Genomic DNA, 16,707 nt, shown 5'->3' with positions numbered 1-16,707 from the left:
AGAGAAAGCAAAAATTGATCCAATCTTGAACAAACTATAAAGTGTTAAATAGCCGAATGTCTATAGGCTTATAATTTTCCTAAAATGCTTACTAGAGCTACACTCATTTATATGTAGCTCTTACTCTGAACAAAGTTTTAAATTTCAGTGTGCTAGAGCTGCGTCTTTATAATTTTAAGCATTCGATTTCTTTAAATATCTGTTCTCATATATTGTCATCATGAATGCTAAACCACATAAAATGACGAAACCGCCAGTCATTGGTATTAATGTACCGTTATATAGCTGCCCAATAATGGAAGCGAGAATAAGTGACAAAACAGAGGATGCTGCACCAATAATGGCCGAAGCCATACCAGCAACATGCCCCATTGGTTCCATTGCAATCGCGTTTAAATTACCAAATAAAGTTCCAAATAATAAAAATAAAATGCAGGCATAAAGCATAAACATCCAGAATGAAACAGCCACACCTAAAAGTTGAACTCCTAAGAAAACTAAAGAAATTAAGCACAAACCTAGAAAGCCGTAAATACAGATTGGACGCATACCAAACTTCATAACAATTTTAGAGTTTGTAAATGAAGCGATGCCCATCACACCTGCAAGCACAGCAAAATAAGCGCTAAATTCTTGCCCTGTTTTACCAAACTGCTGCATAAAAATTTGCTGAGAAGTACCTAAGTAACCAATGAATCCACCAAAGCAAAAACCTGCACATAGCAAATAGCTCATGGTGGTTTTGTTACTCACTACTTCTTTAAAACCTTCCTGAAATGCCTGTAAGCGCATAGGTAAACGATTTTCGGGAAGTAACGTCTCTTCCAAACGTAAAGCGACCCATGCCCCGACAACTGTGGCATAGACCATATATAAAACAAAGATCTCACGCCAACCAAAGAAATGGATAATGAGCTGTCCCAAACTTGGTGCAATTGCTGGGGCAACCATAAACACCATCATAATTAAAGACATGATGCGGGCCATTTGAGCCCCACTGTATTTATCTCTAACAATTGAAATAGAAGCCACGTAAGGACCTGATACACCAACCCCTTGAGTGAAACGTCCAACTAGAAACCATTCAAAACTTTGGGTGGTAAAGCACAGTAAACTTCCTAAAAAGTAGATGATAATACCGGTAAATAAAATACGTTTACGGCCAATCGCATCGGATAGAGGGCCTGCAATGAGTTGCCCAATTGTCATACCAGAGAAGATACCAATAATGACCCACTGTGTCTGATTATTATTTTTTAAGTCAAAAACTCGTCCAATTTCGCCCAAAGCAGGTAAGACTGCATCTATCGAAAAAGAAACAATAGACATGAGCAATGCCATCAGCAATGCGAATTCGCGGAAATGGATTTTTGATTTCATTTTTCTTCTCTACTATTTATTAATATTGTACTACATACAAATAAGCCACCTTACGGTGGCTTATTTCAATTTTTCTATTAACCAATAAACTTACGTGCGTTACGGAACATACGTAACCATGCACCATCTTCAGTCCACTCTTCTGGACTCCAAGAGTGTTGAATTGCACGGAAAGTACGCTCTGGGTGTGGCATCATGATCGTTGCACGACCATCTTTAGACGTTACACCAGTAATCGCTTCCGGCGAACCATTCGGGTTCAATGGGTAATGTTGAGTCGGATTACCGTAGCTATCAACATAACGCAATGCAACTTGGTTAGATGCGTTCAAGCTTGCAATGTTAGCTTCACTTGCAACTGCACGACCCTCACCATGTGCCACAGCAATCGGTAAGATTGAACCTTCCATACCATCAAGTAATACAGAAACTGATTTTTCAACACGAACGTTTACGCTACGAGCTTCAAAAACTTCTGACATATTGCGGTGGAAGCGTGGCCAGTGTTCAGCACCTGGAATAAGCGGCGCCAATTGTGACAACATTTGGCAACCATTACAGATACCTAAGCTGAACGTACCTTCACGGTGGAAGAATTGCTCAAACTGATCACGCAATTTCGCATTGAATAAAACTGATTTTGCCCAGCCACCGCCAGCACCCATTACGTCACCGTAAGAGAAACCACCACAAGTCACTAAACCTTCAAAATCACTTAGGCTAACGCGACCAGCAAGTAAATCACTCATGTGCACGTCAACGGTATTGAAACCAACCTTATCAAAGGCTGCTGCCATCTCAATATGACCATTTACACCTTGCTCACGCAAGATCGCCATATTAGGACGACGTGTGTTAATAAACGGTGCTTCAATAGGTTCATTCAAGTCAAATGTTGGTTTAGCAATTAAGCCTTGATGTGATTTATCTGCAATTAAAGCAAATTCTTGGTCAGCAGTTTCTACGTTATCACGTAAACGTTGGATCTGATGAGATACCTCAGACCAAGCTTGTTGCAATTCTGCACGCTCTAAAGTCAAACCGTTTACAGATAATTGATCTGTATTGTTAACACGACCAACTACAGCAATTGCATTTTTTAAGCTAGAAGCAGCAAGTTCTGCTTGTAAAGCTTCCCAATCAGCTGCTTTGATTTGAAGAACTGCACCAATTTCTTCAGCAAATAAACTTGCTGGAGTTTGGTCTTCTAATGCAACACCTAAACGTGCAGCGAACATCATTTCAGCAACAGTTGCGAGTAAACCACCATCACCAATGTCATGGTAAGCTTGAATCAAGCCACGGTTATTCCAGTCTTGGATTAAAGCAAAAAACGCTTTGAAATCATCAAAACTATCAACGTCAGGAGTGATTGAACCAATTGCTTTATATACTTGCGCAAGAATCGAACCACCTAAACGGAACTGACCTTTAGATAAATCAATACGTACAAGTACTGAATCTTCTAAATTCTTAAGTTCAGGTGTTAAAGTTTTACGAACATCTGTTACTGGAGCGAATGCAGTAATTACACCTGTCATTGGAGATGTCACAGCTTTATCTTCGCCGTTGTCATTCCAAGTGGTACGCATTGAAAGCGAGTCTTTACCTACAGGAATCGCAATTCCTAAAGCAGGACACATTTCCATACCAATCGCTTTCACACCTTCAAACAACGCCTGGTCTTCACCTTTTTGACCAGCAGCAGCCATCCAGTTTGCAGAAAGTTTGATATCACTAATTTGTTCAATATTTGCACATGCAATATTAGTAATTGCTTCAGCAACTGCCAAACGAGCAGACGCTGCTGGATTTAACAATGCAACTGGTGGACGTTCACCCATCGCCATTGCTTCACCAGTGAAGCCTTGTAAGCTTGTCGTCGTTACTGCTGCATCTGCAACAGGAATCTGCCAACGACCAACCATTTGATCACGCGCAACCATACCTGTAATTGAGCGGTCACCAATGGTGATCAAGAATGATTTAGAAGCAACTGTAGGATTTTTCAATACACGGAAAATCGCATCTTTCAAATCAACTTTTGAAGCGTCAAACTCGTTACCTTTACGCTCAATTGTTTCATAAGAACGTTGCATACGCGGTGTACCACCAAGCATTACTTGCATTGGGATATCAACTGCATTGTTTTGGAACAATGGATCTTCAACAGTTAAGTGACGAGCTTCTGTCGCTTCACCTAACACAGCAAATGGACAACGTTCACGTGCACAGATTGCTTCGAACTGTTCTAATGATTCTGGACGAATTGCAAGAACATAACGCTCTTGTGCTTCATTTGACCAGATTTCCATTGGGCTCATGCCCGGCTCTAATGAAGGAATTTTACGAAGATTAAGAACTGCACCTAACTCATGGTCATTCACAAGTTCAGGCATAGCATTTGATAGACCACCTGCACCAACGTCATGTACAGAAACGATTGGATTGAAGTCTTCTAAGCGCCAGCAAGTATCAATTACTTCTTGACAACGGCGTTCCATTTCTGGGTTTTCACGTTGTACAGATGCGAAATCAAGACTTTCACCCATTGTACCGCTATCTACAGAAGATGCTGCACCACCACCAAGACCGATTAACATTGCAGGGCCACCCAATACAATGAGCAAGTCACCAGGTTGAATCGCATCTTTTTCTACATGGTCAGGACGAATGTTACCGTAACCACCAGCGATCATGATTGGCTTATGGAAGCCCTTCACTTCACCATTTACATTTTGTTCGAAAGTACGGAAATAACCATTTAATGCAGGACGACCGAATTCGTTGTTAAATGCCGCGCCACCTAATGGACCTTCAATCATGATTTGTAATGGCGATGCCATACGTGAAGGTTTACCGTAGTTTTCTTCCCAAGGTTGTTCAAAACCAGGAATATTTAAGTTAGAAACTGTAAAGCCTGTTAAACCAGCTTTTGGTTTACCACCACGACCAGTTGCACCTTCATCACGGATTTCACCGCCTGAACCAGTTGCAGCACCAGCAAATGGAGAAATTGCTGTTGGGTGGTTATGAGTTTCAACCTTCATTAAAATATGAGCTGCTTGGCTCTTATATTTATAAACAAAGTGACCATTTTCATCCGCTTTTGGATAAAAACGCATCGTGTCATAACCAACAATTACAGAAGCGTTATCTTTATATGCCGATAAAACGTCAGTTGGTGATTCTTTATAAGTGTTTTTAATCATTTGGAACAATGATAATGGTTGTTTTTCACCATCAATTGTCCACTCAGAACCAAAGATTTTATGACGACAGTGTTCAGAGTTCGCCTGCGCAAACATCATTAACTCGATGTCATTTGGATTACGACCAAGCTTACCGAATGCTTCTGTTAAATAATCAATTTCTTGTTCAGATAACGCAAAACCGAACTCATTGTTCGCTTTAACCAAAGCTTCTTTGCCTTGACCCAAGATATCAATTGAATTTAATGGTTTTGGAGCAGTTTCTGAAAATAATGCTTTTGCATCTTCAATTTGAGCAAAAACTGTTTCTGTCATACGGTCATGAAGTACTTGTTTAACTTCATTCGTAATTTCAGTAACACCTTTTAACGTGAATAAAAGACCACGTTCTAGACGGTGTACTGGTGTATTACAGTTTTTGAAAATATCAGTTGCTTTAGAAGACCAAGGTGAAATAGTACCCACACGTGGTGTAACTAAAATCTGAATCTCATCACTTGCAGATTGACGAAGTTCAAAAGACTCACCGTCATTTAATAATTGCAAAGCAGATTGATGTTGCTGCTCGTTGAGCGCTTGATCAAACAAATAGACCCATTGGCTGTCAAAAGATTGAACAGAACTAATTGACGATAAACGTGTTAATAGTTGAGCTTTCTTAAAAGAAGAATGTGCTGCTGCACCGGCCACGATAAACATGTTGATTTTGGCTCCACGGGCAGGTCTTGTGAACCTTACCGCAATGTGACTTTAGAGAGAGCGCATATTCTACTGCTTCTTGGTAAAATCAGCTAGATGTAGAATCAGTATTCTGTAACCTAATTCTGCAAGAAGTGATTTGTTTTTTGTTCAAAATCATTTTTTTAGTCATTCTTGCTAAAAATAAATTGTTGCATGTTTATTCAATAACATAATAAAACCCGAACTAAGACAAACTATGTCGCACCAAGCTAGTGCTTTTAAGTTTTTTTTGGCATGATCAGGTTTTATAGTTTTGAATAATGATAAATGGAACAAATGCGTTGGTTAGAACTGCTTTCTGCAGTTCGTTTAGGTAGCAAAAAAAGTAGTACAGAACTGGCTCGTAGCCCATTCCATAAAGATTATGACCGCATTATATTTTCTCAAAGTTTTCGTCAGTTAAACCGTAAGACGCAAGTTCACCCTCTAGCACAACATGATGGTATTCACACTCGCTTAACTCACTCCCTTGAAGTTTCCTGCATTGGCCGCTCAATGGGTATGCTTGCCGCAGAAAAAATTAAAAACGAATTACCCGTCTGGATTTCTCCTGCCGATGTCGGGGCAATTATTCAAGCAGCTTGTCTGGCCCACGATATTGGTAATCCCCCTTTCGGGCATGCGGGTGAATATGCAATTCGCGAATGGTTCGATGATGCCTCACATGATGATTTTTTGAAAAAACTCAGTCCTGAAGAAGAAGCTGACGTTCGTCAGTTTGAAGGTAATGCTCAAGGATTACGTCTATTAAGTCGCATTGACTATCATCCAAATGATGGCGGTATGCGCTTAACTTATGCAACTTTAGGTGCTTATCTAAAATATCCATGGCTTTCAAAAACAATTGCTTCGCAGGGTGACCGCCCTTCGCATCAAAGAGCAAAGTTTGGTTGTTATCAATCTGAAAAAGAAATTTTAAAACAGATTGCGGAACAGCTCGGGCTGATTCAACTCGGGGAATATCATTATTGCCGTCATCCACTCACCTATTTGTTAGAAGCCGCTGATGACATTTGTTATGCCCTCATTGATTTAGAAGATGGCATTGTCTTAAATATGCTGAGTTACCAAGAAGTTGAACCGATATTCTTAAATCTTATTGCCGACTATGGTCAGCCTGAAGAGTTATCTCATCCAAATAGTACATGGCAACAAAAGATCTCAGCATTACGTGGCCGAGTCATGAAACGTCTTGTTGATGAAGTCACTACGGCTTTTGCCAAAAATCACTATGAAATCATTACAGGTCAGCTTAAAGGCAATCTTTTGCAATATTGTTCGCCAGATATTGCAATTGGTATCGAAACTGCCAAGAATCTGGCACGTGATAAAATTTTTGAGCACCCACAAAAATCTGGTTTAGAAATTATTGCACATCAAAGCTTACAAACGATTCTGGATGCATTTGTACCACTCACAACACCACATAAGTCTTTAAGCTTTAAAGAACAACGTTTAATGTCTATCCTTAATCTATATGGTGCTAGCTTTAGCAATAATCACTACAGCAATATCATGCAAGTCCTCGATATTATCAGTAAGTTCTCAGATCATCAGGCTTATAGCTTGGCGCAAGAGTTGCAAGGTAATAAAATTGGCTTGTTTTAAGCTGGCTTGATATAGAAAGAAATAAAACCAGTGTCGTTTTCAATTCATTTTAGAACGACCAGATTTACAGTTATGAATAAGTGAAATTACGCTATGATCGGATGTTTAATTGGCGAAGTGTTTGCCTTAGAAGCCCCTACTGTCTTACTGAATGTAAATGGTGTGGGCTATGAAATTGATACGCCACTTTCAACATTTTGCCAATTACAAAAGGGCCAGAAAGTTACGTTATGGACGCATTTAGTTGTTCGTGAAGATGCTCAACAACTCTACGGTTTTAGCGATGCTCAAGAAAAAACAATTTTCCGTACCTTATTAAAAGTAAACGGTGTTGGTCCGAAAATGGCATTGGGTATTTTATCGACACTAAGCGTTGAATTATTGGTTCACACCATTGAACATGATGATATAAATACGCTGGTCAAAGTTCCAGGGGTTGGCAAAAAAACAGCTGAACGTTTAATGATTGAACTCCGTGACCGTTTCAAAACATTGGCTCAAGGCACTTCAACTGTGGCGACCATGCCTCAAATTCAATTTGCTGCAAACTCTCCTGTTGCAGAAGCAGAAGCTGCATTGCAATCTTTAGGTTATAAGCCACTTGAAGCACAAAAAGCTGTAGCTGCGGTTAAAGCCGATTACACAGAATCAGCCGATATTATTCGTGCTGCTCTTAAATCCATGATGAAGTAAAACACTTATGCAAGACCGTTTAATCAGTGGAACAGAAAAACCTGAAGATCATTTTGACCGGGCTATTCGACCAACTTCTCTTGCCGACTATATTGGGCAACCAGTCGTACGCGAGCAAATGGAAATTTTCATTGGCGCTGCTCGTGGCCGTGGTGAAGCTCTCGACCACACACTGATTTTTGGTCCGCCCGGCTTAGGTAAAACCACACTAGCTAATATTATTGCCCGAGAAATGGGTGGTAACCTCAAATCTACTTCAGGGCCGGTATTAGAACGTGCGGGTGATTTAGCAGCAATGCTAACTAACCTTGAAGAAGGCGATGTTTTGTTTATTGATGAGATTCATCGTCTTTCTCCAGTGATTGAAGAAATTCTCTATCCAGCAATGGAAGATTACCAATTAGATATCATGATTGGTGAAGGCCCTGCTGCTCGTTCAATTAAACTCGATTTACCCCCTTTTACACTTGTTGCTGCGACCACGCGTGCAGGCTTACTGACCTCACCACTACGTGACCGCTTCGGTATTGTGCAACGTCTTGAGTTTTACTCTGTAGAAGACTTGACTCACATTGTGTCGCGCTCTGCAAACTTAATGGATGTACCCATTACAGTTGAAGGCGCAGAAGAAGTAGCACGCCGATCACGCGGAACACCTCGTATCGCTAACCGTTTATTACGACGTGTTCGTGACTATGCTCAAGTGAAAGGCACAGGCGAAGTGACCCATGAAATGGCACAGCGTGCGCTTGATATGCTCAATGTTGATAAAGCTGGCTTAGATACCCTAGACAGACGTTATTTGAGCATGCTACTCGAGCGTTTTGATGGCGGTCCTGCTGGAGTTGAAGCGCTTGCAGCAGCGATGGCTGAAGACAGCGGTACGCTTGAAGATGTGATTGAACCTTATTTAATTCAACAAGGTTATGTCATGCGTACTGCACGAGGTCGGATTGCAACCAACCAATCTTATTTACAGTTTGGAATGACACCACCTGAGCCTAAAAACTAATCAAAGGAAGAGAATTTTCTCTTCCTTTTTTAATTTAATCTCTCTATCCAATGAAATAATAATTGACTTATCAATAAATTAGACACTCCATACCTTTTAAGTCTATTTTTATACCTTATTGATTTTTTAATATTTTTAAAAACTGCATTATAAGAAATGTAGATATCAAATCTTATGAACAATAATATTTTTAGGATAAGGACATGTACAAAAAAGCCGCTTTAATTTTTCCACTTGCTCTAATGAGTCAGCTGAGCCTAGCAGATTGGGTAAAAGATGCTGCACAACAAAATGAAAATCAGGTGATTCAATTAAGACAACATATTCACGAGCATCCTGAACTCGGCAACATGGAATTTAAAACATCAGCACTGGTTCAAAAAGAATTGAAGTCTTATGGCATTCAAGTCAAAACAGGTTATGCAAAAACAGGGGTTATTGGCATTTTAAAAGGCAATAAACCCGGTCCTATTATCGCGCTTAGAGCAGATATGGATGCGCTACCTATGGAAGAAAAAAGCGGAGTTCCCTTTTCTAGTAAACAAAAAGCAATTTATCAAGGTAAAGAAACTTATGTGATGCATGCCTGTGGACATGATGCACACACAGCAATGCTATTAGGTGCAGCAAAAATTCTAGCTGCGAATAAAGATAAAATATCGGGTACCGTTGTCTTTGTTTTTCAACCCGCTGAAGAAGGTGGAGCAGATATAGACAACTTTAAGCAGGGTGATCAAATCGGCTCAAGAAAAATGATCACAGACGGTGCATTTAAAGATTATAAACCCGAAGCTATTTTTGGAATACATGTCATATCTGGTATGCAAGGTGGGCACCTTTATTATAAAGATGGTGCCATTTTAAATAGCGCAGATCACTTGCGTATTCAGGTTAACGGTAAGCAGGTTCACGGCTCGACCCCATGGTTAGGCAGAGATCCAATTTATGCATCTGCACAAATGATTAATAATTTACAGAGTCTTATTAGCCGAAGAACCGACCTCACCCAAGGCATGGGCGTAGTCACTATCGGTAATATTCAAGGTGGTACGGCAGGAAATGTAATTCCGGAACAAGTCAATATGATCGGAACCATTCGCTCTAACAACGAACAGATACGAGCAAATATCTTAAAAAGTTTACCCACCATGATAGAGCATAACGCTCAAGCCAACGACGTGACTGCCAAAGTTGAAATTGCTCCTTATGCTCCAGTAACCATGAACGACAAGGCACTTACTCAATTTATTCAACCTACATTAGCCAAAGTTGTTGGCGATTCAAAACTTCATATTCTAGATCATAATGCAAGCGCAAGTGAAGATTTTGCCTATTATGGTAGGTTAATGCCCTCATTTTTTGTTTTTTTGGGCGCAACTCCAGAAAATCAGGACTTAACTCAGGCTGCACCAAATCATAGTCCTTATTTTATTGTAGATAACAAGGCCTTAAAAACAGGGACTGAGCTACATGTAAGATTCGTATTAGATTATCCGAATATATCAAAACAAGTTCAAACCGCATGGAAGCCCTCTTAACTTAAAAAGCTTGCTAGTCATAAGATGTAGCGTTTTTAGTTTAGAAATACAGCAACCGCAATTGAAAGGTTGTGCCATAGGACTTAGTATGCAATCTGCTAAACTGCCCCGTATTTAAAAGCAGATGTATGGCTTTTGAGTAGAGCTAATGTTTTATTCAAAGCCATATTTTAAATATAAAGCTCTATAGTGAACTAAAACGGAATACTCTCATGGCGAATCATTTTGAATTCAACATTCGTGTTTATATTGAAGATACGGACGCAGGTGGTATTGTTTACCATGCCAACCATATTCGCTATATGGAACGTACCCGTACCGAATGGCTCCGCGCTGCTGGCGTTGACCATTACTGGCACCAAAAAGACTACAACTTTGTCGTATATAAAATTGACGTAAAATATATGCGTCCTATTTTAATGGATGATTTAATTACTGTTACAGCACGTGTAGTTTCATGTAAAGCTGCGTCATTTGTGTTGCAACAAAATATTTATCGTGGTGAAATCTTGCTTGCTTCTGGTGAGGTTGAGTTGGCATGTTTAAGCAAAGACTTAATGCCTCGTCGTCTTCCAGAAGAAATACGTGATCTTATTCGTAAAGAATTGGAACAAGACTAAAAAAACAACCGGCATATGTAACCTATGGCAACAAACATTGAATCAACCCTGCATATTTCTGACCTTATTTTACAAGCAAGTCCAGTCGTTCAGTTGGTCATGCTAATTTTATTGTTAGCATCGATCTTTAGTTGGTATCTGATTGCCAAGTTACATATGAGTTATAAAAAAGCACATCAAGACGATGAACATTTCCAAAAAATGTTCTGGTCTGGTGCTGAACTCAATACGCTTTACAACAATGCTCAACTCAACTCAAAGCGTTCAGGGCTTGAAGATATTTTTTATCAAGGGTTGAGCGAGTTTTTTAAACTCAAAAAACGTCAAGCTCCTGTCTCTCAAACAATTGAAGGCACGGAGCGTATTTTACGCGTAGGTTTGAGCCGTGATCAAAGCCATTTAGAATATGGTTTAGGAACTTTAGCAAGTATTGGTTCTGTGGCCCCATACATCGGTTTATTCGGTACTGTTTGGGGTATTATGAATGCCTTTATCGGTTTAGCTGCGGTTGATCAAGTAACTCTGGCAACTGTTGCACCGGGTATTGCCGAAGCACTTATTGCAACTGCAATTGGTTTGTTTGCCGCAATTCCTGCTGTATTGGCTTTTAACCACTTCACTGCTAAAAGTGAAAGTGTTTATTCTGATCGCGCTTTATTTGCTGAAGAGATGATTGCTTTATTGCAACGTCAATCTGTGGGTTCATCACAGGAAGATGCATAATGGCAATTCAGCGTTCAGGGCGCTTTGAGCGCATAAAAAAACCATTAAAAAGTGATATGAACGTCGTACCTTATATTGACGTTATGCTCGTACTTTTGGTTATTTTTATGGTAACTGCTCCTATGATTACCAGTGGTATCAAGGTTGATTTACCTCAAGCAAATAACCATCCTATCGAATCAAAAGATATGCCAGCCATGGTAACAATTGGCAAAGATGGCAATATTTATCTTCAGTATGAAGATTACAAAGATAATGAACCATTATCTCGTGAAAAACTCGAAGCAGTTTTAAGCGATGCTCAAAAACAAGCTGAACAAGAAAACAAACAACTCACAGTTTTAGTCAATGGTGATAAGTCTCGTCCTTATGGTGAAGTCGTATCATTAATGGCAAGTTTACAAGAAGCAGGCTTAACTCAAGTTGGCCTTCTGACAGAGCCTTTAAAATAAGCTATGAACAAAAATCAAAAGCCGCACTTTAAACAAAATGCGATTGCATTGAGCTTTACACTCGGAGTTCATGCAATTGCCATTGTTGGCTTGCTTTTTTTAGGCTTGAGTAAACCACCTGAACAGCCAAAAAAGCTAACGACTATTTTAGTTAAGCCAGAAGATTTACCTCCTCCTTTAGCCAAAGAAATTGAACAAGAGACTACAGCTACAAATGAAGCAAAAGAGGTATTAGCCCCTATTGTGGATGAAACGCTACCTCAAAATCTTCCAGTTGCACCTCCTCCTCCAACAGCTCAACAACTTGCTGCTCAAAAGCAAAAGGCCGAACAAGCCCAGCAAGTCAAGTTAGCTGAGCAAAAGCGTAAAGCTGAAGAAGCTGCGAAAGCGAAACAAGCAGCAGAGCAGCAACGCATAGAGGAAACTCAAAAACAGCAGGCTGAAGCCAAACGCCAAGCTGAGGCTAAAGCAAAATCAGAAGCCGAACAAAAACGTAAGGCTGAACAAAGTACAAAAGCTGCTGAAGATGCTAAACGTAAAGCTGAGGCTGATGCAAAATTAAAACGTGAAGCTCAAAAGGCTGAAAACGCTAAACTTCAAGCACAACAAGAAGCTAAGCGAAAAGCCGAAGCTGATGCTAAAGCTAAGCAACAAAAAGCTGCTGACGAGGCTAAACGCAAAGCTGAAGCAGATGCTAAAGCCAAGCAACAAAAAGCTAATGGTGATGCTAAACGCAAAGCTGAAGCCGATGCAAAAGCCAAACAGCAAAAAGCCAATGACGATGCTAAACGTAAAGCTGAGGCCGATGCTAAAGCTAAGCAACAAAAAGCTGAAGACGCTAAACGTAAAGCTGATGCCGATGCTAAAGCTAAGCAACAAAAAGCTGAAGACGCTAAACGCAAAGCTGATGCCGATGCTAAAGCTAAGCAACAAAAAGCTGACGAGGCTAAACGCAAAGCTGAAGCAGATGCTAAGGCCAAGCAGCAAAAAGCTGCTGATGATGCTAAACGTAAAGCTGAAGCGGAGGCTGAAGCAAAAGCTGCATCTGCTCAAAAAGCACAAGAAGAGGCAGCTCAGAAGAAAGCTGAAGCTAAAAAGGTTGCTTCTTCAGCTAGACGCGATTTTGAGCAAAAAATTCGACGCTCTTGGGATGTCCCAACTGGCAGTAGTGGTAAAACAGTTGGTGTTCGTTTTACCCTCTCCGATTCGGGAAGTGTTAATTCTATTGTAATCACGCGTTCAAGTGGTGATGATGCCTTAGACGCAAGTATTAAAGCTGCAATTCAAGCCGCAGCGCCCTATCCTATGCCATCAGATCCAGATGCAAGACGTGAAGCAAGAAGTGTTAGCTCTACATTTAGAGCGCAATAATTTTGAAAGAGTTACATGCTTTAAATAGTTTAAGGCATGTAACTATGCTACAAAATCAACAGTCACAAAAATACCTGCTATGACTTTAAACTTATGAATACGAGCCGCAAACACCTGCTATCTTTAGCATTGATCACTGCCTTAAGCCCTATTGCTTCTAACACTGCTTTTGCCCAGTTATATCTGGAAATTGCCAAAGCACCAGATCAGGCACCCAAAATTGCTATTGTCCCATTTACTAACGACAATGGGCTCTATCCTATTGTTGAAACAGACTTAAACCGTTCTGGACGCTTTACAAGCTCATCTAAAAACTTACCTGCCAATGCTGCAATTAACCAGATTCAAGCCTCTGACTGGCAAGCCGCAGGTATTCCATATGTAGTTACGGGTCAAATTAAACAAACAGCGACAGGTTTTGAAGTTCACTACCAACTTTATGATGTACAAAAGCAACAATACATTTTAAATGAACTTTTAAATGTACCAGCTGCTCGTATACGTCAGGCTGGCCATATGGTAAGTGATGCTATTTATCAAGCGCTTACTGGTATTCCAGGTGACTTTAGCGGCCGTATTGCATATGTATTAAGAAATCCTGCAACACCTGCCGAGCGTTATACACTACAAATTGCAGATACGGATGGTGAACAACCAAAGACCGTTTTATCGTCTCGTGACCCGATTTTGTCTCCAGCATGGACACCGGATGCTAAAAAAATTGCTTATGTTTCTTTTGAAACTAAACGTCCAGCAATTTATTTACAAGATTTATCAACTGGAACACGTGAAGTTCTTACCAGTTTCAGAGGACTAAACGGCGCACCAAGTTTCTCACCAGATGGCCAATCAATGCTTTTTACAGCATCTATGAATGGCAACCCTGAAATCTATCAAATGGATTTATCAACTCGCCAAGTCAAACGTATGACAAATGATTCGGCAATTGATACCGAAGCACGTTATACACCAGATGGAAAATCTTTTATTTTCACTTCTGACCGTGGTGGCTCTGCCCAAATTTATCGTTACACCTTTGCTGATGGCTCAGTAAAGCGTTTAACATTTAAAGGGTCATTTAATGCACGTGGAACTCTGAGTGCAGATGGCAAAAAGATTGCACTTGTTCATCGCCCAAGTGGCAGCAGTTATAAAGTTGCAATTCAAGACATTAATACTGGCATCACCAATATTCTTACTCCAACTAGTTTAGATGAATCACCAAGTTTCTCACCAAATGGGCAAATGGTGGTCTACGCAACTCGTGAAGGCAACCGTGGCTTGTTGTCTATTATGTCTACTGATGGACGTTTCCGTATGAATTTACCAAGCGAACAAGGTGAAGTACGTGAACCAGCCTGGGCACCAAAATAACTTTTAATTCCATTGACGGAGATGACCATGAAATCAATCAAATATTTAGCTCTACCCTTTCTTAGCGTAGCACTCGTAATGACAGGCTGTGCTAGCCGTAAACCTGCAGCGACTACTACGACTGGTACAAATCCAAGTACGGTAAACACTTCTGGTTTAAGTGAAGATGCTGCATTAAATGCTCAAAATTTGGCAGGTGCTTCATCTAAAGGTGTAACTGAAGCAAATAAAGCGGCTTTGGCTAAACGCGTTGTTCACTTTGATTATGACAGCAGCGATTTATCTACTGAAGACTACCAAACACTTCAAGCTCATGCTCAGTTCCTTATCGCAAATGCAAATTCAAAAGTTGCATTAACGGGCCATACAGATGAACGTGGAACACGTGAATACAACATGGCTTTAGGTGAACGTCGTGCTAAAGCTGTACAAAGCTATTTAATTACCAATGGTGTAAACCCACAGCAACTTGAAGCTGTAAGTTATGGTAAAGAAGCTCCTGTTAATGCGGGACATGATGAATCAGCGTGGAAAGAAAATCGCCGCGTTGAGATTAATTACGAAGCAGTCCCTCCTTTATTAAAATAAGGGATATGCATAAAAAAACGCTCATAATAATATGAGCGTTTTTTTATTACTTAAGAAGATTTCTTTTCTTCTTCAGGATGTTGCATGGACTCAATCAAATCATGCTTATTAAAATCTTTATATTCAGGTTTTGCTTCATAATCTTTCCAAGCTTCCTGAACATTTTCTTTCGAAATTTCATCTAGATTGATTGGTTCACCTGCCGTGGGGGTCGCATCAAACTTCTTTGTTGTCATTTCGATTCTCCTAAAAATATACAATCCTTTGTAATGCAATCAACATACCATTTTAATTGGGTCTTGTAAGCATAAATCCAACACAAATAAAGTAAGATAATTTTTATTTTGTGACATTCTCATCTAGAATATGCCACGTATTTATCTGACTCATTTTGATGCTTGAAGCACAGGAGCGTTTTTTTATGTCCAACCTCACTTTGTCCCAATTTTTACAACAACAAAAAGGGAATCTAACACCTGAGTTGGCTCAAGTCATCGATACTATTGCCACGACCTGTAAAACAATCGACCAAGCCTTACAAAAAGGTGCACTCGCTGGTATTTTAGGTAGTGCTGGCAATGAAAATGTTCAAGGCGAAACACAGAAAAAACTTGATGTGATTTCTAATGACTACTTAATTGACGCTTTAAAAGTACATCCACACGTAGGTGGTCTTGCTTCGGAAGAACTTGATGAGTTCACACCTGCACAAGAAAATGGTAAATACCTCGTTTTATTTGACCCATTAGACGGCTCAAGCAATATTGATATCAATATGTGTGTAGGCACGATTTTCTCTATTTTGCCTGCAAAAAATGCAGTAACACAAGCAAACGATTTCTTGCAAGCTGGTACACAGCAAGTTGCTGCTGGTTATATACTTTATGGCCCATCAACTATGATGGCGTTAACTGTAGGAAATGGCGTAGCATTCTTTACTTTAGATCCAGAAACTCAAACCTTCTTGCTTACTAATGAGAATGTACAAGTTCCAGCAGACACTCAAGAATTCGCTATTAACGCATCCAACCAGCGTCATTGGGAACAACCCGTAAAACAATATATTGATGAATTACTCGCAGGCAAGACATCTGTTCGTGAAAAAGATTTTAATATGCGCTGGGTAGCATGTATGGTGGGTGATATTCACCGTATTTTATGTCGTAGTGGTATTTTCCTTTACCCATATGACTTAAAAGATCCGAAAAAAGCAGGTCGTTTACGTTTAATGTATGAAGCAAACCCAATGAGTATGCTCATTGAACAAGCTGGTGGTGCTTCAACTACAGGTCGTGTTCGTATTTTAGACATTGAACCAACCGAGCTTCACCAACGTGTTCCTGTAATCATTGGTTCTAAAAATGAAGTTGAACGCGTAACAAGCTACCACTAATA

General features: G+C 40.0%; 14 protein-coding genes. 11 read left to right on the top strand and 3 right to left on the bottom strand.

Annotated elements, in window-relative coordinates:
* Positions 1-174: 174 nt before the first annotated feature.
* Positions 175-1,380 (bottom strand): multidrug effflux MFS transporter, encoded by a 1,206-nt coding sequence (locus KTJ10_RS04480; RefSeq protein WP_262441451.1) that lies wholly within the window; start codon positions 1,378-1,380, stop codon positions 175-177.
* Positions 1,381-1,457: 77 nt separating this feature from the next.
* Entirely contained in the window at positions 1,458-5,291 is a 3,834-nt protein-coding gene (gene purL / locus KTJ10_RS04475) for a phosphoribosylformylglycinamidine synthase (RefSeq protein WP_262441450.1), read from the bottom strand.
* Between the two features lie 309 nt (positions 5,292-5,600).
* Here purL and KTJ10_RS04470 point away from each other — a divergent pair, with 309 nt between their 5' ends.
* The 10 genes from KTJ10_RS04470 to pal all read left to right on the top strand — a co-directional run bounded on the left by KTJ10_RS04470 (position 5,601) and on the right by pal (position 15,312).
* On the top strand, positions 5,601-6,941 hold the full coding sequence (locus tag KTJ10_RS04470) for a deoxyguanosinetriphosphate triphosphohydrolase (protein ID WP_060464857.1): 1,341 nt from the start codon (positions 5,601-5,603) through the stop codon (positions 6,939-6,941).
* A 93-nt stretch (positions 6,942-7,034) separates the two neighbouring features.
* The gene (gene ruvA, locus KTJ10_RS04465) at positions 7,035-7,634 is read left to right on the top strand and encodes a Holliday junction branch migration protein RuvA (RefSeq protein ID WP_002118762.1); all 600 of its coding nucleotides are present in this window, start codon (positions 7,035-7,037) and stop codon (positions 7,632-7,634) included.
* Between the two features lie 7 nt (positions 7,635-7,641).
* Positions 7,642-8,646 carry a Holliday junction branch migration DNA helicase RuvB gene (gene ruvB / locus KTJ10_RS04460; protein ID WP_002052424.1) on the top strand — a complete coding sequence of 335 codons (1,005 nt, stop codon included), beginning with the start codon at positions 7,642-7,644 and terminating at the stop codon, positions 8,644-8,646.
* 203 nt (positions 8,647-8,849) lie between these two features.
* Positions 8,850-10,184 carry a M20 family metallopeptidase gene (locus KTJ10_RS04455; RefSeq protein WP_262441449.1) on the top strand — a complete coding sequence of 445 codons (1,335 nt, stop codon included), beginning with the start codon at positions 8,850-8,852 and terminating at the stop codon, positions 10,182-10,184.
* Between the two features lie 212 nt (positions 10,185-10,396).
* Complete coding sequence (gene ybgC, locus KTJ10_RS04450) at positions 10,397-10,804, top strand: tol-pal system-associated acyl-CoA thioesterase (RefSeq protein ID WP_001273591.1); 408 nt, start codon at positions 10,397-10,399, stop codon at positions 10,802-10,804.
* 24 nt (positions 10,805-10,828) lie between these two features.
* On the top strand, positions 10,829-11,527 hold the full coding sequence (gene tolQ / locus KTJ10_RS04445) for a protein TolQ (protein WP_016140259.1): 699 nt from the start codon (positions 10,829-10,831) through the stop codon (positions 11,525-11,527).
* Positions 11,527-11,979, top strand: coding sequence for a protein TolR (gene tolR / locus KTJ10_RS04440; RefSeq protein WP_016146149.1), 453 nt, complete (start codon positions 11,527-11,529; stop codon positions 11,977-11,979). Before tolQ ends, tolR begins: the two co-directional genes overlap by 1 nt.
* A 3-nt stretch (positions 11,980-11,982) precedes the next feature.
* A complete protein-coding gene (gene tolA, locus KTJ10_RS04435) occupies positions 11,983-13,350 on the top strand; it encodes a cell envelope integrity protein TolA (RefSeq protein ID WP_262441448.1) in 1,368 nt (455 codons plus the stop codon).
* A 93-nt stretch (positions 13,351-13,443) separates the two neighbouring features.
* Positions 13,444-14,724 carry a Tol-Pal system beta propeller repeat protein TolB gene (gene tolB / locus KTJ10_RS04430; RefSeq protein WP_130119029.1) on the top strand — a complete coding sequence of 427 codons (1,281 nt, stop codon included), beginning with the start codon at positions 13,444-13,446 and terminating at the stop codon, positions 14,722-14,724.
* A gap of 27 nt (positions 14,725-14,751) precedes the next feature.
* Entirely contained in the window at positions 14,752-15,312 is a 561-nt protein-coding gene (gene pal / locus KTJ10_RS04425) for a peptidoglycan-associated lipoprotein Pal (RefSeq protein ID WP_002118513.1), read from the top strand.
* A 50-nt stretch (positions 15,313-15,362) separates the two neighbouring features.
* On the opposite strand, the gene KTJ10_RS04420 is transcribed toward pal, so the two are convergent.
* Entirely contained in the window at positions 15,363-15,548 is a 186-nt protein-coding gene (locus KTJ10_RS04420) for an NF038105 family protein (RefSeq protein WP_002118730.1), read from the bottom strand.
* Between the two features lie 185 nt (positions 15,549-15,733).
* On the opposite strand from KTJ10_RS04420, the gene KTJ10_RS04415 reads away from it, so the two are divergent.
* On the top strand, positions 15,734-16,705 hold the full coding sequence (locus tag KTJ10_RS04415; protein WP_262441447.1) for a class 1 fructose-bisphosphatase: 972 nt from the start codon (positions 15,734-15,736) through the stop codon (positions 16,703-16,705).
* Positions 16,706-16,707: the final 2 nt, after the last annotated feature.

The sequence above is a fragment of the Acinetobacter sp. WU_MDCI_Abxc222 genome (assembly GCF_025514755.1).
GTDB lineage: Bacteria > Pseudomonadota > Gammaproteobacteria > Pseudomonadales > Moraxellaceae > Acinetobacter > Acinetobacter geminorum.
The sequence above is the reverse complement of the archived record's forward strand: the minus strand, read 5'-3'. Positions and strand labels throughout refer to the sequence as shown.